This is a genomic window from Pseudomonas sp. AL10, from assembly GCF_029960685.1.
In the GTDB taxonomy this organism is placed as follows: domain Bacteria; phylum Pseudomonadota; class Gammaproteobacteria; order Pseudomonadales; family Pseudomonadaceae; genus Aquipseudomonas; species Aquipseudomonas lactis.
In genome coordinates this window covers 1-18,849 of the sequence record NZ_JASBQZ010000004.1, presented here as the reverse complement: position 1 = coordinate 18,849, position 18,849 = coordinate 1, and the positions used below count along the sequence as shown (strand labels likewise).

Below are 18,849 nucleotides of genomic sequence, written 5' to 3'. Positions count from 1 at the left end.
CCTCAGGCGGCCAAGGTGTGGCGCTTGCCAAATAGCGCCACACTCGCCCCCCCCACCGCCCCCATCACTACGCAATACCCCACGCAGATCCACGGGCTGGTCGGCATCAGCGCGATCAACAACAACGGCGTAGTACTTGCCCACAGCGCATAGGCGATGTTGTAGGTGAAGGAAATCCCCGACACCCGTACCTGCGCCGGAAACAGCCCGACCATCACCGACGGCACCGCGCCCACCACGCCGCAGCTCAGGCCCGCCACGGCGTACGCTGCGCCGAGCCACACGCCGCCAGCGATCAGGCTGGCGTACAGCAGCGCAATGCCCACCGGCAGCAACAGGCTGTAGACCAATACCGCGCGCCACGCGCCGATGCGGTCCACCAGCAGGCCGGCGAGGACGCAGCCGATATTCAGGAAGACGATGCCCAGGGCGCTCAGGGCGAAGGTGTGGCTGGGGCTCATGCCGAAGGTTTTCTGCATCATGGTCGGGGTGATGACCACCAGCACCACCACGGCAGACGTCAGCACGCAGGTGAGGATCATCGCCGGCAGCAGCACGGCGCGATGGTCGCGCAGCACGGTGCGCAAGGGCATTTCGGCGGCGGCTTGGCGACGCGCCTGCATTTCCAGAAACACCGGAGTCTCGCTGAGCCAGCGGCGCAGCCATACGCCGATCACTCCGAATACGCCGCCGAGCAGGAAGGGAAAGCGCCAGGCATAGTCGAGGATTTCGGCGGGGGTGAAGACCTGCGCGAGCAAGGTGGCGGTCAGCGCCCCCAGCAGGTAACCGAAAGTCAGGCCGGCCTGCAAAAAACCCAGGGCATAGCCACGATGGTGACGCGGTGCGTGCTCGGCGACGAAAGTCCAGGCGCTGGGCACTTCGCCGCCCACCGCTGCGCCTTGCAGCACGCGCAGCGCCAGCAGGATCAACGGGGCGAAATAGCCGATTTGCGCGTAGGTCGGCATGATACCGATCAGCAGGCAGGGCAAGGCCATCATGAGGATGCTCAGGCTGAAGACGCGCTTGCGCCCCAGGTGGTCGGCAAAGTGCGCCATCAGGATGCCGCCCAGTGGACGGGCGAGGTAACCGGTGACGAAGATGCCAAAGCTTTGCAGCAGGCGCAGCCACTCGGGCATTTCTGGGGGGAAGAACAGTTGACTGAGGGTCAGCGCAAAGAACACGAAGATAATGAAGTCGTAGATTTCCAGGGCGCCGCCGAGGGCGGCCAGGCCCAGGGTTTTGTAGTCGGAGCGGGAAAAACGCTGCGCCCGTGGGGAAAAGGTGGCAGTCATGTGCAGGCTCGGCAGGCAAACAAAATGGCGTGCAGGTTATGAGCTGAGCCCATCGATGGCAATCGCGACGGATATATTTGTTTTCCTCATTGATCGTTGAAGATAACTACATTCCCAAATCAATAGACGTAGAGGAACATGCCGTAAAACTGCCAAACCCCATAATAACTACAAGAGGAAAGACTCGTGGCCGATGCTATCGAAGACAGCCGCTATGCCCGATTTGCCCTGCGTTGCTCCAACTTCGCCGAACGCTGGTTTCCTGACTCCTGGGTGTTTGCCGCACTCGCCGTGATCATCGTCGCCGTGGCGACCCTGGGCATGGGCGCCGCACCGGCCGAAGCGGCCAAGGCATTTGGCGATGGGTTCTGGAGCCTGATCCCGTTCACCATGCAGATGGCCTTTGTGGTGATCGGCGGTTACGTGGTCGCCAGCTCACCGCCCGCAGTGAAGTTGATCGACCGCCTGGCGCGCATTCCCAAGAATGGCCGTTCGGCCGTGGCCTGGGTGGCGTTGATTTCCATGGTGGCTTCATTGCTTAACTGGGGCCTGTCCCTGGTGTTCGGCGGTTTGCTGGTGCGGGCATTGGCCCGGCGCACGGATTTGCGCATGGACTACCGCGCCGCTGGCGCTGCAGCGTACCTGGGCCTGGGGGCCGTATGGGCGCTGGGGCTGTCGTCGTCGGCCGCGCAGTTGCAGGCCAACCCGGCCAGCTTGCCGCCGTCGATCCTGTCGATCACTGGGATGATCCCGTTCACCGAGACCATTTTTTTGTGGCAGTCCGGCGTGCTGTTGCTGGCGCTGATCGTGGTGTCGCTGATCATCGCCTACGCCACCGCGCCTGGCCCCAACAGCGCCCGGGATGCCAAGGCCTGCGGCATTGACCCGGCCTTCAACCTGCCCAAGCCGCAGGCGCCGACCCGCCCAGGCGAATGGCTGGAACACAGCCCGTTGCTGACGATTCTGCTGGCGTTGCTGGCGGCCGGCTGGCTGTTCCATGAGTTCTCGACCAAGCCGGCGATCAGCGCTATCTCAGGGCTCAACACTTATAACTTCCTGTTCATCATGGTGGGCGCGCTGCTGCACTGGCGCCCGCGCAGCTTCCTCGATGCCGTGGCCCGTGCGGTGCCGACCACCACCGGCGTGCTGATCCAGTTTCCGCTGTACGGCTCGATTGCCGCACTGATGACCGTGGTCAAGGGTGGCGACGGCCAGACTCTGGCGCACCATATCTCGACGTTCTTCACCTCCATCGCCTCCCACGACACCTACGCCCTGCTGATGGGTGTGTACTCGGCAGTGCTGGGATTCTTCATCCCCTCCGGTGGCGGCAAGTGGATCATCGAAGCCCCGTATGTGATGCAAGTGGCCAATGACCTGCAGTACCATTTGGGCTGGGCGGTGCAGATCTACAACGCCGCCGAGGCGCTGCCGAACTTGATCAACCCGTTTTATATGTTGCCGTTGCTGGGTGTGCTGGGGCTGAAGGCGCGGGATCTGATCGGGTTTTCGTTTGTGCAGTTGCTGGTGCACACGCCGCTGGTGTTGTTTTTGCTGTGGGCGTTGGGGACGACGTTGAAGTATTTGCCGCCTGTGATGCCCTGAATAACGAGTGACCGTAACTGTTGGTAGAACAGTTGCGGTCAAGGATTTACAGGAAGGCGTGCCAATAGATCAGGTAATGCACTCTGTATCGTGTCCCAAACAACATCCAAGTTGATATCGAAGTAACCATGAGCGATTCGGTTGCGCATCGCTCGCATATTGCGCCAAGGAATATGTGAATGGCGTGCCGCGAAGTCAGGATGCTGATCCATGATTTTCGTCGACGCTTCACCAATGATGATCAGGCTCATGACCACAGCTTGTTGTGTTCGCCGGTCCTCCAAAAACTCTTCTTTGCTCAAGCCCTCTACAAAAGTGATCGCGTCAGTGGCAGCTTGCCTTATGTGCTCCAGATAATCCCCTAGCCGACTTTCCGTCATACTGGCCGGGCCTCCGCTAGCACTTTATCGCGAAATTTCAAAGGCAAGTCACCAGGCGTAAGCAGGTCGACATTAACGCCGAGCAAGTCCTCAAGCTCGACCTGCAACCCACCGAGATCAAAGAGCGTTGTGCCCGGCGGCGCGTCTACCAGCAAATCAAGATCACTGCCTTCTTGGTCAGTCCCCATCAGTACCGACCCAAATACTCTGGGATTGGAAATACGGAAACGTCCGACCACTTCTCGTACAGCCGTTCGTTGCAGATCAAGTGCAGTTGAAGGTCTCACGACTCACCTCAGTGATGTGCATTAGAAGGGCAGTCTAGCAGCGCTTGAGCCGTGTAGACACGCCCCGCCCATCACACGCCTGTCTTTGTTCCGTCACATTCCATTGCTACCGTCCTGCGAAATATCTTGCAACATCTCGCCAAGGACTCCCCCCGCAATGAGTGATGAGCACAACGACCGCCCTGCCCCCGGCAGCGCCCCCAAGACGCCGGTAGACACCAGCCGCCGGCGATTCCTCGGCGGTGCGGCGGTGTTGGGCGTGGGTGCAACCTTGAGTGCCTGCGGCAATACCAGCGAAGCACCAACCCCACCAGTACCACGGCCGCTCACGCCCCAGGAACTGGACAAGGCGCTGCGCGAGCAGGTGAAAACCGTGGTGGTGATTTACGCCGAGAACCGCAGCTTCAACAACCTGTTCGCAGATTTCCCCGGCGTAGAGAAACCGCTGTCGGCGTTAACCGCCATGGACTTCCAGCAGCGCGACCGCGATGGCAGCGTATTGCCTGCCCTGCCACCGAGCTGGGGCGGTGTGTTGCAGGTCGGCCCACAAACAGTGGACGGGGTGACTTACCCCAGCGAAGTGCAATTCCAGGAAAGCCTGCCCAACGCGCCGTTCGCCCTCCAAGGCCCGCAGGGCGAAGACCTGCCATTGAGCCTGGTGACCCGCGACCTGTGGCACGTGTTCTACCAGAACCAGATGCAGATCAACGGCGGCAAGAATGATGGTTTTGTCGCCTGGGGCGATTCCGGTGGGCTGGTGATGGGCCATTACGCTCAAAGCCGTTATGCCCTGCGCCTGTGGGACGTGGCCAAGGAGTTTGTGCTGTGCGATAACTTCTTCCAGGGCGCGTTTGGTGGCTCGTTCCTTAACCACCAGTACCTGATCAGCGCCACCGCGCCATTTTATCCCAATGCCGCGCAGTCGGTGGCCAAAGCGCAGATCGCCACGCTGCAAAGCGATGACCCAAGCGGCACGCGCCTAAAGCCCTTGGACACATCCCCGGCCAGCGCCATGACCGGTCCGCCGCAATTCGGCCCCAGCGCGCTGACACCCGATGGTTACGGCGTAAACACCCTGGCCCCGCCCTACTGGCCCACCTGGATCCGCGACCCGCAGAACCCGGATTATTCCAAGCCCGACCTGCCCAATGTGCTGGTGCCGCAAACCCACGAGCATATTGGCGACAAGCTGTCGAAAAAGAACATCGACTGGGCCTGGTACGCCGGTGCGTGGCAAGCCACGCTGGAGCAGTTTAAGGACTCCGGCGGCATCCCCAAGATTCCGAATTTCCAATACCACCACCAGCCGTTCAATTACTTCAAGCAGCAAGGGCCGCAAAACCCGGCAGAACGTGCCAAGCGCTTGCGTGACGGCGGTTTGGGCGATGAGTCGAGCACCAACCGGTTCTTCGCCGACGCCCAGGCCGGCAAGCTGCCCGCCGTGAGTTTCTACAAACCCCAAGGCAACCTGAACATGCACGCCGGCTATGCCGATGTGGCCTCGGGCGACCGCCATATCGCCCGCGCCTTGAAGGTGCTGCAAGAAAGCCCGCAATGGAAAAACATGGTGGTGGTGGTGACCGTGGATGAAAACGGCGGCTGGTGGGACCACGTGGCGCCGCCCCAGGGTGACCGCTGGGGCCCGGGCTCGCGGGTTCCGGCGCTGGTGGTGTCGCCGTTTGCGCGCAAAGGCACGGTGGACCATACGGTGTATGACACGGCATCGATCCTGCGTTTGATCACCCGGGTGTTCCAGTTGGAGACCCTGGACGGCCTCAAGCAGCGTGATGACGCGATGATCGCGCGCGGCCAGAAGCCCATGGGCGATCTGAGCAATGCCTTGCAGTTCAGCCTGTAGGGGCTTATCCAATAACGACATGCCGGGCGATTTAACACGCGATTTTCCTGGTCAGCCGCTACTGTGTGCAGGTGGGCTTCCATCCCGCGCAGACGGGCTTCGCTGACAAGGAATCGACTATGTTTAAACTGACCAGGCTGTCCTTCACCCTTGTCGCACTGCTGGCGAGTACGGTCGTACAGGCCGACATCGAGGTGCCACTGGGCAGCACGCAGCGCGTCACCCAGTTGTTCGCGTACCCCAACAACTGCAATGTGATCTGCTTTCGGCCATGGTCACTGGAGCAGACCGCCGAACACTATTTGAACCAGAGCCTGCAACGTGACGGTTACAGCCGGGCCAAGGTCAGTGTGAAGACCCACGACGGTCAGGTCACGGCGACCTTCAGCGGCGTGCCAGACGGTTACGGCCAGCCGCTGACCACGCTGCTCAATACCGCCGACCTGGCTTATCAAGGTGCGCGCCAGCTCAACAGCGATGGCAAATGGGCCTACAACTGGTACCTGTTCCTGCCGTTGGGCATGGCCCTGGAAAACCGCAAAAGCATCGAGCTGTTGCACTTCCCTCCGGATTACTCGCTGACCCAGGCCCAGGATTACCTGGAATCGGCCACCACCGACCGCTGGGCCACCTTGTTAAGCGAAAACGGCGTACCGGCCACGGAAACGCCGGCGTACCAGACCATCATTGATATCGCGCCCATCGCTGCGCCGTCCAATGCCGGCAAAGACCTGGAAACCGTCTACGGGTATTTCACCGACTACCAGACCCGCATGGTCAAGGAACTGAGCCTGCGCCCTGGCGGCGCATTGCCGATGGTGGCCTTCGGCGCGCCGGTGCGTAGCTGGATCAAGCAACAATACGGGCAAACCGTGGGCGTGCTGAGCCTGGCGCAGATCAGCCCGGAGCCAGGCAAAACCGTCGCGGTATTGGGCGCCAACCACCCAAGCTACATTTGGTATGCGGCCAGCCCCGACAGCTATGACGGTGACGAACAAAAAGCCGACGACGCGGGCTTGAAAGTGATGGGCCAGGACTTGAGCGCTGCCTGCTGGCAAGCCGGCATGGGCCAGAAGCCCGCCAGCGATGCCAATGTATTGCTCAAGGCCTGCCTGAATACGTGGCAGGTCACGCGCAAGGAGCAGACGTGTGAGCTGTTCTACACCTCCGTGCGCCACCTGACGCCCGAGCAGGCCAACGCCAAGTGCGCCACAGCGCCTATCAAGGCACAGTTGAAACAGCTGAGAAATGCCGCCCCCGCCCCCACGGTCACAGCCCCCGCGCTTTAAGGGGAAAAACCGTTTCTACTGTCAACTTTGACAGTAGAAACCGGATCCCACTTCGGCGAATCTAGGGCCGCGCCCATTTGCTGCAAGACTGGCCGTCACACCCGCAGGTCCATGCAGCCCCGCTCAGGAGAGTGATGAAAACTCGAGCCATGGATAAGGCTAAAACGGCTGTGAATGACGGCCTCTATCCCTTCAAGACGCTGCTCGTGGAACAGGGTTACCCCTCGACCGAGCACTTTGAGGTCAAGCAAGAGGCTGAAGGGATTGCGGCCAGGGTCACGGCCCGCGTGGCCTTTGAGAGTCGCACGCGCATTGCCCAGGTTTCCGGTTATGCCGTGAGCGAACGTCGCCCGCACACGCTGCAGCTGTCACCCCGCATCCACTTGTACGATTGTTGGTTCTGCGGCCTGTTACAGCACTCCTGCAACCCGAACGTGTTTCTAGACACCACGTACCTGGAACTATGGACGGTGCAACCCATCCACGCCGGTAGCCTGCTGACCCTGGATTACGCCACTACCGAAGACACACTGGCCCGGCAGTTCGCTTGCCATTGCGGCGAGCTGAACTGCCGGGGCTGGATCACCGGCAGCAAGGAGCCGCTGAACGCCGAAGGCCAGGCCTTCATGGCCTGGTGGCGTGAGCACAAACGACCTTAGGCTTCGCCCAACGGGCGCAGGCGGTATTGCGGCGGCAGTTGCTCGAAGCCACTGATGGTGGTGTTCAAACTCTTCCAGCGACCGTCCTTGATGCCATAGATGCAGCCATGGATCGACAGGCTCTGCCCACGGTGCCAGGCATTTTGCACAATGCTGGTATGGCCGACGTTGGCCACCTGCTGGATCACATTGAGCTCGCACATGCGGTCTACGCGCTCTTCTTCGGTCGGCAACTGGGCCAGCACATCGCGGTTTTCGTAGTACAGGTCGCGAATGGTGCGCAACCAGCCGTCGATCAGGCCGAACTGGCGGTCCTGCATCGACGCACGCACGCCACCACAACCGTAGTGGCCGGTGACGAGGATGTGTTTGACCTTGAGCACATCCACCGCGTACTGGATTACCGACAGGCAATTGAGGTCGGTGTGCAGCACCACGTTGGCGACGTTGCGGTGCACGAACAGATCACCAGGCAACATGCCGACGATCTCGTTGGCCGGTACACGGGCGTCGGAACAGCCGATCCACAGGTATTCCGGGGTTTGCTGGCGGGCGAGCTTGGCGAAGAATTCGGGATCTTCCTGTTTGATCGCATCCGCCCAGCGTTCGTTGTTATCAAGCAGGTCTTGTAGTTCGTTCATCAGGGAAGCCTCAGGAATGATGCGCAGTTTTGTGACTGACAAGCCCTCGTTCGGGTCACTCCAGGCGCTAATTAGCTTGAATTTTTTGGCTGCCATGCCTGTCCACACACTATAAGCCCCACAGTATGAGGATTGGCCATGACTGAATCACGACGTCCCTACGGCGCAACACAGCCGGAACCGATCGATGACAACGAAGACCGCATGGGTGAGATGCGCGAGCTGGATTTTGACGAAGAGGACCAGACAGCGGAAATCGGCGATGAAATCCCGCGTGGCGAGCGCGAGCACCTGATGCCCGACGAACGGGTGCGCGAAGCCGGGATGACCGGGGCTTCTACCGATGATCATGAATCGACCGATGACGATATGAGCCCGGAGACGCTGATCCGTGAGGATGGCGCCCGGGATGCGAGAGAGGAAGGCGAAGACAATGCCGCCGACTATGACTTGAGCGTCGTGGGAGAAAATGACATTGGCGGAGGGAGTGGGTTGGATGAGGCTGAACTGGCTGATCTGGACCCACTGAACCGCAAGCGCTGACCCTGTGGGAGCTGGCTTGCCTGCGATGGTATCACCGCGGTGTTACTTGAAGACCGAGGTGCCTGCATCGCGGGCAAGCCCGGCTCCCACAGAGGCTTTGCACATAGGGCCTTTGCATTTAGTCAACCAGGGTGCACGCCATCACGACTGCATCTTCGCGACCACCCACAGCGGGGTAGTAATCCCGGCGACGGCCAATTTCGTTGAAGCCATAGCGCTCATACAACCGAAACGCGCCGGTATTGCTGTCACGCACTTCCAAAAAGCATTCCCGCGCATTGGCCGCGTAGGCACGGGACATTAAATGCTCCAGCAGCGCCAGGCCCAAACCACGGCCCTGGTTTTCCGGCTTCACGGTAATGTTCAGCAAGTGCGCTTCATCGAGGATGATCTGCACCACCCCATGGCCCACTTGCTGCTCGCCTTCGAACATCAGCCAGATCTGGTACTTGCCCAGCCCGTCGAGAAAAATCCCGCGGGTCCAGGGGTGGCTGAACGCTGCGTATTCGATTTTCAGCACCGCGTCGAGGTCGGCCTCGGTCATCGGGCGAAAGGATAAAGCCTCACTCATCAGTTGTTTTCCAGCGCGCCATCAGCCGGCGCATGGCTTGCCAGACATCAGCCTTACGCTGTGGCTCTTCCATTAATAATTCCAGGCCCGGCAGGGCCCACACTGACCCCAGGCCTTCAACCTGCAGCTCGCGGTACCAGGCCTCGGCATTGGCTTCACCGGCAAACCGTACGGCGGGCAGGCCGATCAGCCACAGGCACACGCAGGGCTCGTCTTCCAGGCGCGCCGAGACAAACCCCTGGACAAAATCTCGTGCAGCCTCGGGGCCCTGGTCCATGGTGCCGCGCACCAGCAGCGGCCAGCGCACCGGCTCACCGACGATTTGCGGGCTGTCGGGCAGGCCGGCGGCGCGCAGCATGTCCTTGAGCAACAGGTAGGCCGGGTCACGGGACTGGAAACGCTCGCCAGTCGGCAGTTCCACCAACAACAGGCAGCGCCCGGCCCGCAGCAATTGCAGGGCGAAGCGTGGCGGCGGCACCACCGGCGCCTTGGTCACCGGCGCAGCCTCGTCCGCCACCTTGACAGCCTTGGTCACCGGCGCTGGGCGCGGCACTTCGATCTTGGCACGCTCGACCGCCGGACGCGCCTCAGGGGTGGGTTTGACCACCGCCACAGGCGCGGCCGCCTCTTCTCCCGACGACTCGAACGCCTCATAGGGCTCAAGCGCCTGCAACAGCTCGGGCCGCGACGGCGCGGCAAACGGCAGTTCGGTGCGGGGCAGCCAGTTGACCACCTGCATGGCGGTCAAGTAAGCGCGACGTCGGGACTCGATAAGCACAGCTCGGCCACTTGTGGATAAGTAAAGAGCGGGGATTCTACCGCTGTTCGGTAACAATCGCCCACTGCGCACTGACCGGCTGTGGATAATTCCCGCGCGTGATGCAGTACAATCGCGACTTTTAATCGCCAACCAGCCGGCCATTCCCATGATCGAACCCAAGCGCGTCCTGCGCGCCCTCGCCGAACACTGGGCCTTACTTGAGCCTCTGTGCGAACACTTCGACCAAGGCACCCTGAGCCTGGCCGAGTTGCGCGCGCAGTTGGCCGCCCAACAACTGGACAGCACGCCCCAGGACATCACCAGCCTGCTGGACGTGTGGATTCGCCTGGATATTCTGGTGCCTGTCGCCAAGAGCCCGAACCGTTTCGAGCTTAACGCGCAGATCCACGACTTCCTCGCCTATCTTCGCAAGGAGCACCGGCTTGGCCTGTGCCTGGAAATCGAAGCCTACCTGCGCCACCTGGAGCGCCTGGCCGGTTATATCCAGGACGCCTTCGACATCCGCGACGGCCACGACCTGGCCCGGCAACTGCGCCTGTTGGATATGCGCGTGCGCGATGTGCTCAAAAAGCTCGCCAACGACGAACAAGCCCTCGCCGCCGTGGCCGACCGCGCCAAGACCAGCGACCGGCAGATCCCGCTGCGCCAGCGTTACGCCGAAGTATTGGCGACCTGGGACGAATACGTCGAGCCGATGATCCAGTTGGTGAATGCCGACGGCGCCTTCGAGCAAGGCGTGCGCAAGGTGGAAAACGTGCTGCTGCGCATGCTCACCGAGCAACAGCGTCTTGGCCACCTGGTGGATGACGACATGCTGCTGCGCACCCACGCGCGCATTCTCGAAATGCAAACCAGCGCCCAGCTGACCTTGCGCCATGCACGGGAGTTGCTGCTGCCGCTGCGTGAAGAAGCACGCCGGCATAACGCCGTGACTCGCGGTGCGGCGCTGGCCCTGTCAGCGATTCGCCGCAAAGGCCTGGACGCGGTGCCGCAAGCGGCGATGCCGATGTTCACGCGGCCGCAAAGCACCTTTCTGGGCAGTGCCAGCCAGGTCGAAGCCTATGTGTATGCCTTGGCGAATTTCGAGCCCAAACCGGCGCGTTTCCCCAAGGCGCACAAGTCGCACAAAGGCGAAGCCCCGCGCGCACCGCGCACGGTCAAGGAAATGCTCGAGCGCTGCGAAGACGCGCTGCCGATGCCCGACCTGATGACCTGGCTGCTGGAGCAGGAACCGGACGGCGCCACCGATGAATTGCTGTACTGGTTCTCGCGCCTGTCCCGGGAAAAACGCTTCAAGCGCGAGCGCCTGGAACGTCGCGATTACCACACCCACGAGCACCAGGTCAGCCTGCGCTCCTTCGCCCTGCTCCCGGCCGGCGTTGATGCCACCGAGAATTCTGCGAGCACGCCTTATGCATCTTGATCTATCCGAACTGTCCCAGCTGGCGCCGATCTTTCGCGAGCTGTTCAAGGGTTACCACGTCAGCCGCCGCGACCCGGAGCTGTACGCGCAACTGTCGAACTTCCAGGACCAGTACCGCACGCTGTTCAAGGCCCTGGGCTTTGAGTTGGTCTGCGATACCCGCGGCTTCTATTACTTCGTGCCGGACACTGCCGTGGCTGCCGCGCAGGTGAACAAGACCGCCCAGCGCCTGGCCTTGTTCACCTTCATCATCGTCGAACACCTGGCCGACCAGGGCCGTGACCCGATTGCCGTGCTCGACGGTGGCAGCCTGGGCCGCGATGAGTTGCCTTCGTTGCTGGAGAAATACCGCGACCTGTTTATCCAGGCCGAGGTGCAAACCCAGGAAGAGCTCGAAGAAAAAATCATGCGCCGCATGACCCAACTGGGTTTTGCCAGCGAAGACAACGGTATCTACCGTTTCCTGCCGCCGATGCACCGCTTCCTGGATGTGTGCCTGTCGGTGCAGCAAGACCGCGACCTTGCCGCCAGCGTACACAGCGTATTGCCGCTGCCGGCGCCGGTGATCATCGACGAAGACAGCGATGAAAAACTGCTGAAGACCGATGACCCGCTGGATCTGAGCGCCTTCACCGAAGAAAGCGAAGAAGATGCCCTGGCACGCGCCATTGCCGAAGAACAGGAGACCGACGCATGAGTAAGGAACGCTACGGCATCCGCCGCTTCGCCCTATTGAACACCGCCGGTTACAGCCTGGGCTTGTTCCCGCTGGAAGAACCGCTGTCGGTGTACGGCGCCAACAACCTGGGTAAATCCGCCTCGATCAACGCCTTGCAGTTCCCGATCCTGGCACGCATGTCGGACATGAGCTTCGGCAAGTACACCCTGGAACAATCGCGGCGTTTTTACTTTGCCACCGACACCAGCTACATCCTGGTAGAAGTCTCCCTGCCCCACGGCCCCCACGTCATCGGCGTGGTCGGCCGCGGCCCGGGCGGTGGCTTTGGTCACCAGTTCTTTGCCTACGCCGGCAAGCTGGACCTGACCCACTACCAGAAAAACGACACCTGCCTGCGCCAGAAAGAGCTGTTCACCAACCTTGAGCGCGAGGGCCTGAAAGCCTACGAACTCAAGCCCGATGAACTGCGGCGTTTGCTGGTGGGCGGGCATACGTCGATCCCGCTGGACCTGACCCTGATTCCGCTGCGCTCCACCAGCGAGCAGAGCCTGAAAACATTCCGCGCGCTGTTTATCAACCTGCTGCATATGCGTGAAATCACCGCGGCCAAGCTCAAGCAACTGTTCCTTGATGCCTTCGAACACAGCCTGCGTTCGGGCAGTGTCGACTACATCGCCGCCTGTGAAGAAGCCTTCCGCGATGTGCGACGCATGGAGCAGGACTACAACTCGCTGGTGGCTGCCGGCCCCTTGGTTGAAGCCCTGGCCAATGGCGTGAAACAGCGCGACGCCCTGCGCGGCAAACTGCATCGCCTGTCGCCGCTGCTGGATTCGTTGCTGGGCACCTGGTCGGACTACGCCAGTGCGCGCAAGGAAGAGCTGACCATCCAGGCCGAACACTACCGCAACGAGCAGGACGCGCTGCAAAACGACCAGCGCGGCGGCACCCAGGAGCTGATGCGCCTGGAGCGGGAAATCAGTGGCATCCAGCGTTGGTTGGGCGAGTTGTCGGTGCTCAAGCACCGCTTTGCCCTGGTGGATGACGTGAAGATGCTGGAGCAGCAATTGCTCGCCGCCAAGGATGCCCACGATGAACTGGCGGGCGCCTTGGCGCAGTCGCGGCAGTTCAGCGCCGAGGACCTTGAAGAGCGTCTGCGCGACCTGGAAAAGCGCTTGAAGTCGGTCAAGCAGCAACTCGATCACGCGGACAACAACAGCTACGCCAAGCTGCGCGAAGAGTTCTCGCAGCAGGATGTCGAGCGCCTGATGCGCCTGTTCAACAGTTCGTTGTTCAGCCTGCCGCTGGGCGAACATGGCATCACGCTGGACGAGGACGGCCAGTGGGTCAAATCCCTGGAGCAGATCCTCGATGGCTTCAAGGGCGAGCGCTTTGAAGTGCCGGGGCTGTCCATCGACATCTCGCACATCGAGCCGCCGGCACTACAAGCCCTGGCCGACCGCGCCGCGTTGCGTGACCAGAAAGAGCGCCTGGAAAAAGAGCTCAAGCAACTGAAAACCCAGCAGGCCGTGGCATCCGACCGCGCTGCGAGCAAGACCCAGACCGAAGCGCTGTACCAGCAGGTGCTGGACGCCCAGAAGGCCTTGGAAGACTTCCGCCGCACCCAGACCCTGAGCGCCGAAGAAGGCGAGAAACTGGAAAACCTGGCGCAGATGGAAGCCGCCCAGGACGAGTTGAAACGCTCCAGCGATGCCTTTACCGAGCGTGTCCAGCAACTGTCGGCCAAGCTGCAATTGGTCGGCCGCCAGATCGGAGATATGGAAGCCAAGCAACGTACCCTGGATGACGCGTTGCGCCGTCGTCAGCTGTTGCCGGCGGACCTGCCGTTCGGCACGCCGTTCATGGACCCGGTCGACGATTCCATGGACAACCTGCTGCCGCTGCTCAATGACTATCAGGACAGCTGGCAGGGCCTGCTGCGGGCCGATGGCCAGATCGAAGCGCTGTACGCCCAGGTGCGTCTCAAGGGCGTGGCCAAGTTCGACAGTGAGGATGATGTCGAGCGTCGCCTGCAACTGCTGATCAACGCCTATGCGCACCGTACCGACGAGGCGCTGACCCTCGGCAAGGCACGTCGTGCGGCGGTCACCGATATCGCCCGTACCCTGCGCAATATCCGCAGCGACTACGACAGCCTGGAACACCAGCTGGCGTTGTTCAACCGCGAGATCAACAAGCGCCAGGTCTCCAACCTGCAAAGCTTCCGCATCGTACTGGCGCCGAACAAGGAAGCGCTCAAGCATATCGACCAGATCATCCACAGTGCCGGTCAGTATGAAGAAGGCGAGACCCTCTCGGTGTTCGACCTCAGCCAGAGCGCCGAACAGGACAACAAGAACGAAGAAGCCAAGGAATACCTGGCTCGCCTGGTCGCCGCCAACCATAACCAGTTGGGCCTCAAGGACTTGTTCGAGTTGGCGTTCGAAATCACCAAGGTCAACGGCCAGCCAGTGATCCATACCGACATCGACGGCGCTGCGTCCAACGGCACCACCATGACCATCAAGGCGCTGACCAACATGTACTTGTTGCTGCACCTGATGGACCGCGACCAGGCCGGTCGCGTGCGGTTGCCGTACTACCTCGATGAAGCGGCAGACATCGATGAGAAGAACCAGGCAGCGCTGTTGGAAACCAGCCTGCAACTGGGCTTTGTGCCGATCCTGGCGAGTGTGAAGCCGCAGGTGTCTGCCCAGGTGGCGATCGACCTGGAAGGCGGCAGCGGGCCGAACGGGATCTACATTGATGAGGCGGACTGGAAGTACATCCGTCGCCATGATGTGGTGAAGGCGACGATGAATGTGCAGGCGGACGAGCCGGAGCTGGATGAAGCCTGACGGGTTGTACTGAAAGGCAAAAAGGCCGCGATCTGATGGATCGCGGCCTTTTTTTCGGCTTGGGATTTGTGGTGTTTTGGCGGGCCTCTTCGCGGGCAAGCCCGCTCCCACAGTTGATCGAGTTTCCCTGTAGGGATGCGATCGAATGTGGGAGCGGGCTTGCTCGCGAAGGCCGCGCCTCGGTTTATTTACCGAGTGGAATCTTGGGCGCCCAGGTCAGCCACTCATCCTCAAACTTGTCGAACAACGGGAACGTCTGCTGCGGCCGTGCCGGGTTGCCCATGCGCTCGCCATCCGGGGTGGCAAAGGCGATGCCGCCGGCCACCAGCGTTTCAAGGGACTCGGTACGCACGGTCGCGCCCTTGAACAAGCCGAAGTCGAGGCCAAAGCCGCTGGTGTTCCAGAAGCGGCTGCCACTGCGTACCAGAGGTGCGTACTTGGGCTCGATCAGGATGTGCACCAACACACGATCGGCGGTCTGGCCCAACTCATAGCCGGTGACTTTGCCGACCGTCACTTCACGGTAAGTGACCGGTACCCCTTCCTTCAACGAACCACGGCGGGCGGCGCTGAGTGTGAGGCTCAGGCCAGCTTCCTGATGCACGGCTTCAGGCGGCTGGGCCAGGGCGACAAAACTCTTCTGCGGGCCGGCGTTTTTTGCGGCCGGTTGCACTTCAATGTATTGGCCGGTGACCAGGGTCTCCAGGTTAGCCGTCTTCATCAGCCCCAGTTCCGGCTTGACCACCCAGAACTGACTGCCCGAACGCGCGATACGGTCCGCAACCTGAGTGATACGCGCCTTGAGCAGCACCGACTGCATGTCGGCACTGAGGTCGACACTCTCGATCTTGCCCACATCCAACCCCTTGAAGCGCACCGGCGTGCCGGCGCTCAGGCCGTCGGCGCGGTCGACTTTGATGGTCACCAGGGTGCCGTGCTGGTTGGCGGCATCACGGTCGGCGTACAGGCGGAAGCGCGGGATACGATGTTTCAACGGCACATTCGGTTCCGGCGTTTCGAAGGCGATACCGCCCGCCATCAGGCTAGCCAGGGATTCGCTTTTGACCTGGATACCGCCGGTGAGGCCGCCCGTGAGGGTGACGCCGCTGGCATTCCAGAAGCGCGTCGAGCCGTTGACCAGGCTTTCATATTCCTTCTCGATATGAACGCCGATCACCAGTTGTTTTTTCTTGCGCGAAAACTGGTAGCTCTGCACCGAACCGACTTTGACCTGCTTGTACAGAATCGGGCTGCCGACATCCAGCGAACCCAGGCTGTCGGTGAGCAACACCATGTGCAGGCCCGGGGAACGCAGGTCCAACGGCGGCGCCTTGGCGCGGGCTACGTATTCGCGTTGTGGCGGGGTGCCTTTGTCGCCTGGGCGAATCGCAATGTAGTTGCCCTTGACCAAGGCCTCCAGGCCGGTGATGCCTGCCAGGGAGATGGACGGTTTGACCACCCAGAATTGCGTGTCCTCGACCAGGTAGTCCTCGGCCAATGGGTCGAGGGTCAGCTCGGCGCTGGCGCTGGACAGGTCCGGGTCGATCTTCAGGGTTTTCAGGCTGCCAACCTGGATGCCTTTGTACATGACCGGCGTACGCCCGGCCTGCAGGCCTTCAAAGTCGGTGAGCTTGACCTTGACCTTGATGCCCGCTGCGGCGGCATCGAAATCTTCGTATAGTCGGAAAGGCAGGCTCGGGTCGGTGGGCGGGCTGTCTTTGCGATTCTCTGGCGTGGCGAAGGCAATACCACCGGCGACAATGCTGGAGAGGGATTCGCTGCGCACTTTCAAGCCGGAAAGGTTGGCATCGATACTGATGCCGCTGGCGTTCCAGAAACGCGTGTGTTTGCGCACCAGGTTGGCGTAGGTCGGTTCGATATAGACCTTGATCTCTACCGTGCTCTGGTCCTCGGACAGCAGATAGCTTTTGACCTGGCCGACCTGAATCTGCTTGTAGAACACCGGACTGCCACGGTTCAGCGAGCCCAGGCGGTCGGCCTTTAGGGTCAGGTGCAAGCCGGGCTTGGCGTCGGATAACGGCGGCTCTTCCGAGAGCGCCTTGAACTTGCGCGTGGGCTCGCCATCACCGGGGCTGGCGGCGATGTAGTTACCCGAGACCAGGGTTTCCAGGCCGGTGATGCCGGCAAGGCTGACGCTGGGCTTGACCAACCAGAAGCGGGTGTTGGTCTTGAGGTACTGCTCAACGTCCTTGTTCATCTCGATGGTGGCGATCACCCCGCGATTGCTGCCCTCATCATCCAGGGCCAGGGTTTTGACCTTACCCACGGTCATGCCTTTGTAGACCACTTCAGTCTTGTTGACCTGAATACCTTCGCCGCTCTCAAAGCGAACTTGAATCTCGATACCTTGCTGGGAATAGGCGCGCCACCCCAGCCAGCCACCGATGATCAGGGCAATCAGGGGCAACACCCAAATGGCCGACCAGTTAGACGCTGGGCGGGTTTTAGCTTTAGGCAAATCACTCATGGTCGTCGTCCGACTCCGTGTTATCCCAAATCAGTCGGGGATCGAAAGTTACTGCGGCAAGCATCGTCAAGATCACCACACTGGCGAACGCCGCAGCGCCGAGGTTGGCCTCGACACTGGCGAGTCGCCCAAAGTTAACGACCGCCACCAGGATGGCGATCACGAAGATATCCAGCATGGACCAACGCCCAATGAACTCGATAAAGCGATACATCACAATGCGTTGTTGCGCGGACAGCGGTTGGTGACGCTGCACCGAGAACAGCAGTAGGCCAATGCCGACCAACTTGAAGGTCGGTACCAGGATACTGGCGATGAACACCACGGCAGCGATAGGAAACATCCCGTGCTGCACGAGCTGGATGACTCCCGACATGATGGTGCTGGGGTCGCCTTGGCCGAGGGAGTTGACCGTCATGATGGGTAACAGGTTAGCGGGGATATACAGGATCGCCGCGGTGATCAACAGCGCCCAGGTGCGTGTGAGGCTATTGGGGCGACGGGCATGGATCAACGCGCCGCAACGGGTGCAGAGTTGCTCCTCGATATCCGCTTCCTGCTTGTTCAACTCATGGCATTCAGTACAAATCAGAATGCCTGCATCAATCGCCCGCATGGTCATCCTCTCCTGACAGCGCTTGCCAGATCTGATGGGGCGACATCACCACCTCAAGCAGAACTTGGACCATTAATAAACTGACGAAGCAGACCAGACCCAGGCCAATGGTGATGGAGGCCATGTCGGCGAGCTTTACGATCGCCACCAGCACACCCATCAAGTAGACCTCCAACATCCCCCAATCCTTCATGTGGTGGTAGATGCGGTATAGCAGCAGCCCGTAGTTGCGACCGATGTTCCAGCGAATGCTGAGCAGCACTGCCAATTGGCACAGGAGCTTGAGCAAGGGGATGCCCATGCTGCACAGGAACACTACGGCGGCAACGCCTTGCATACCGGTATCGAACAGGCCAACCACGCCGCTCCACACGGTGTCCTCCGAGGACTGCCCGAGTAGATTGAGCTGCATGATGGGCAAAAAGTTCGCGGGGATGTACAGCAGCAGAGCTGCCAGTACCAAGGCTAGGCTGCGCTCGACCACATTGTGCCGGTGAGCGTATAGCTCGTAGCCGCAGCGTGGGCATTGGGCTTTTTCGCCGAGGGCGAGCGTTGGTTTGCGCATCAGCAAGTCGCACTCATGGCATGCCACCAGATCGTCCAGCGGTAAATCCGACACCTCGCGGGCATCAACCGGATCGGGCATAGATAGGGCTCTGACTCTAAAAATGGTGAGGTGGCTATTCTAGTGGTGTCGCTCAGAAATAACTGTGCAAATTTGTCGGGGCAGTCAGGTCGGAGCTGCGGGGAACAAGTGTACGGGGACAAGGTGGACACTTTTCGAGCGCCCAAAACAAAACCCCAACTGCTTTCGCAATTGGGGTTTCGGAATTTAATCTTGACGATGACCTACTCTCACATGGGGAAACCCCACACTACCAT

The 18,849-nt window shown here is 60.9% G+C and carries 17 protein-coding genes; 8 read left to right on the top strand and 9 right to left on the bottom strand.

Features of this window, described 5'->3' with window-relative positions; translation table 11 throughout:
• Positions 1-2: 2 nt before the first annotated feature.
• Positions 3-1,292 carry an MFS transporter gene (locus QK296_RS06280; protein ID WP_169855850.1) on the bottom strand — a complete coding sequence of 430 codons (1,290 nt, stop codon included), beginning with the start codon at positions 1,290-1,292 and terminating at the stop codon, positions 3-5.
• Positions 1,293-1,478: 186 nt separating this feature from the next.
• On the opposite strand from QK296_RS06280, the gene QK296_RS06275 reads away from it, so the two are divergent.
• Positions 1,479-2,897, top strand: a complete 1,419-nt coding sequence (locus QK296_RS06275; RefSeq protein WP_003188294.1) for a TIGR00366 family protein — start codon at positions 1,479-1,481, stop codon at positions 2,895-2,897.
• A gap of 38 nt (positions 2,898-2,935) precedes the next feature.
• Here QK296_RS06275 and QK296_RS06270 read toward each other — a convergent pair whose 3' ends face one another.
• Both QK296_RS06270 and QK296_RS06265 read right to left on the bottom strand, forming a co-directional pair.
• Positions 2,936-3,277, bottom strand: a complete 342-nt coding sequence (locus QK296_RS06270; RefSeq protein ID WP_057977427.1) for a DUF86 domain-containing protein — start codon at positions 3,275-3,277, stop codon at positions 2,936-2,938.
• Entirely contained in the window at positions 3,274-3,564 is a 291-nt protein-coding gene (locus QK296_RS06265; RefSeq protein ID WP_032893707.1) for a nucleotidyltransferase family protein, read from the bottom strand. The genes QK296_RS06270 and QK296_RS06265 overlap by 4 nt, the downstream gene beginning before the upstream one ends.
• Before the next feature lie 157 nt (positions 3,565-3,721).
• On the opposite strand from QK296_RS06265, the gene acpA reads away from it, so the two are divergent.
• The 3 genes from acpA to QK296_RS06250 all read left to right on the top strand — a co-directional run bounded on the left by acpA (position 3,722) and on the right by QK296_RS06250 (position 7,370).
• Positions 3,722-5,422: an acid phosphatase gene (gene acpA, locus QK296_RS06260; protein WP_003188293.1), complete on the top strand. Its 1,701-nt coding sequence runs from the start codon at positions 3,722-3,724 to the stop codon at positions 5,420-5,422.
• Between the two features lie 119 nt (positions 5,423-5,541).
• Positions 5,542-6,711, top strand: a complete 1,170-nt coding sequence (locus tag QK296_RS06255; RefSeq protein ID WP_003188292.1) for a hypothetical protein — start codon at positions 5,542-5,544, stop codon at positions 6,709-6,711.
• Positions 6,712-6,845: 134 nt separating this feature from the next.
• Positions 6,846-7,370 carry an SET domain-containing protein-lysine N-methyltransferase gene (locus tag QK296_RS06250; protein ID WP_003188291.1) on the top strand — a complete coding sequence of 175 codons (525 nt, stop codon included), beginning with the start codon at positions 6,846-6,848 and terminating at the stop codon, positions 7,368-7,370.
• Here the strand turns inward: QK296_RS06250 and can are convergent.
• Positions 7,367-8,011 (bottom strand): carbonate dehydratase, encoded by a 645-nt coding sequence (gene can, locus QK296_RS06245; protein WP_003188288.1) that lies wholly within the window; start codon positions 8,009-8,011, stop codon positions 7,367-7,369. The genes QK296_RS06250 and can overlap by 4 nt on opposite strands.
• Positions 8,012-8,149: 138 nt before the next feature.
• Here can and QK296_RS06240 point away from each other — a divergent pair, with 138 nt between their 5' ends.
• A complete protein-coding gene (locus QK296_RS06240; RefSeq protein ID WP_034134443.1) occupies positions 8,150-8,554 on the top strand; it encodes a hypothetical protein in 405 nt (134 codons plus the stop codon).
• A 118-nt stretch (positions 8,555-8,672) separates the two neighbouring features.
• Here the strand turns inward: QK296_RS06240 and rimI are convergent, their stop codons facing one another.
• Positions 8,673-9,125, bottom strand: a complete 453-nt coding sequence (rimI, locus tag QK296_RS06235; RefSeq protein ID WP_003188286.1) for a ribosomal protein S18-alanine N-acetyltransferase — start codon at positions 9,123-9,125, stop codon at positions 8,673-8,675.
• On the bottom strand, positions 9,118-9,864 hold the full coding sequence (locus QK296_RS06230; protein ID WP_003188285.1) for a hypothetical protein: 747 nt from the start codon (positions 9,862-9,864) through the stop codon (positions 9,118-9,120). Before QK296_RS06230 ends, rimI begins: the two co-directional genes overlap by 8 nt.
• A 187-nt stretch (positions 9,865-10,051) precedes the next feature.
• On the opposite strand from QK296_RS06230, the gene mksB reads away from it, so the two are divergent.
• From mksB to mksF, 3 genes are read left to right on the top strand one after another with little or no spacing between them, the layout of a single operon-like run.
• Positions 10,052-11,329, top strand: a complete 1,278-nt coding sequence (gene mksB / locus QK296_RS06225; protein ID WP_003188283.1) for an Mks condensin complex protein MksB — start codon at positions 10,052-10,054, stop codon at positions 11,327-11,329.
• The gene (gene mksE / locus QK296_RS06220; protein WP_003188281.1) at positions 11,319-12,026 is read left to right on the top strand and encodes an Mks condensin complex protein MksE; all 708 of its coding nucleotides are present in this window, start codon (positions 11,319-11,321) and stop codon (positions 12,024-12,026) included. Before mksB ends, mksE begins: the two co-directional genes overlap by 11 nt.
• On the top strand, positions 12,023-14,863 hold the full coding sequence (gene mksF, locus QK296_RS06215; RefSeq protein ID WP_120249122.1) for an Mks condensin complex protein MksF: 2,841 nt from the start codon (positions 12,023-12,025) through the stop codon (positions 14,861-14,863). The genes mksE and mksF overlap by 4 nt, the downstream gene beginning before the upstream one ends.
• Before the next feature lie 184 nt (positions 14,864-15,047).
• Here mksF and QK296_RS06210 read toward each other — a convergent pair whose 3' ends face one another.
• From QK296_RS06210 to QK296_RS06200, 3 genes are read right to left on the bottom strand one after another with little or no spacing between them, the layout of a single operon-like run.
• Positions 15,048-17,351 (bottom strand): MlaD family protein, encoded by a 2,304-nt coding sequence (locus QK296_RS06210; RefSeq protein WP_034134445.1) that lies wholly within the window; start codon positions 17,349-17,351, stop codon positions 15,048-15,050.
• Positions 17,344-17,967 (bottom strand): paraquat-inducible protein A, encoded by a 624-nt coding sequence (locus QK296_RS06205; protein ID WP_032900385.1) that lies wholly within the window; start codon positions 17,965-17,967, stop codon positions 17,344-17,346. The genes QK296_RS06210 and QK296_RS06205 overlap by 8 nt, the downstream gene beginning before the upstream one ends.
• Entirely contained in the window at positions 17,954-18,613 is a 660-nt protein-coding gene (locus QK296_RS06200) for a paraquat-inducible protein A (protein WP_003188275.1), read from the bottom strand. The genes QK296_RS06205 and QK296_RS06200 overlap by 14 nt, the downstream gene beginning before the upstream one ends.
• Between the last annotated feature and the right edge of the window lie 236 nt (positions 18,614-18,849).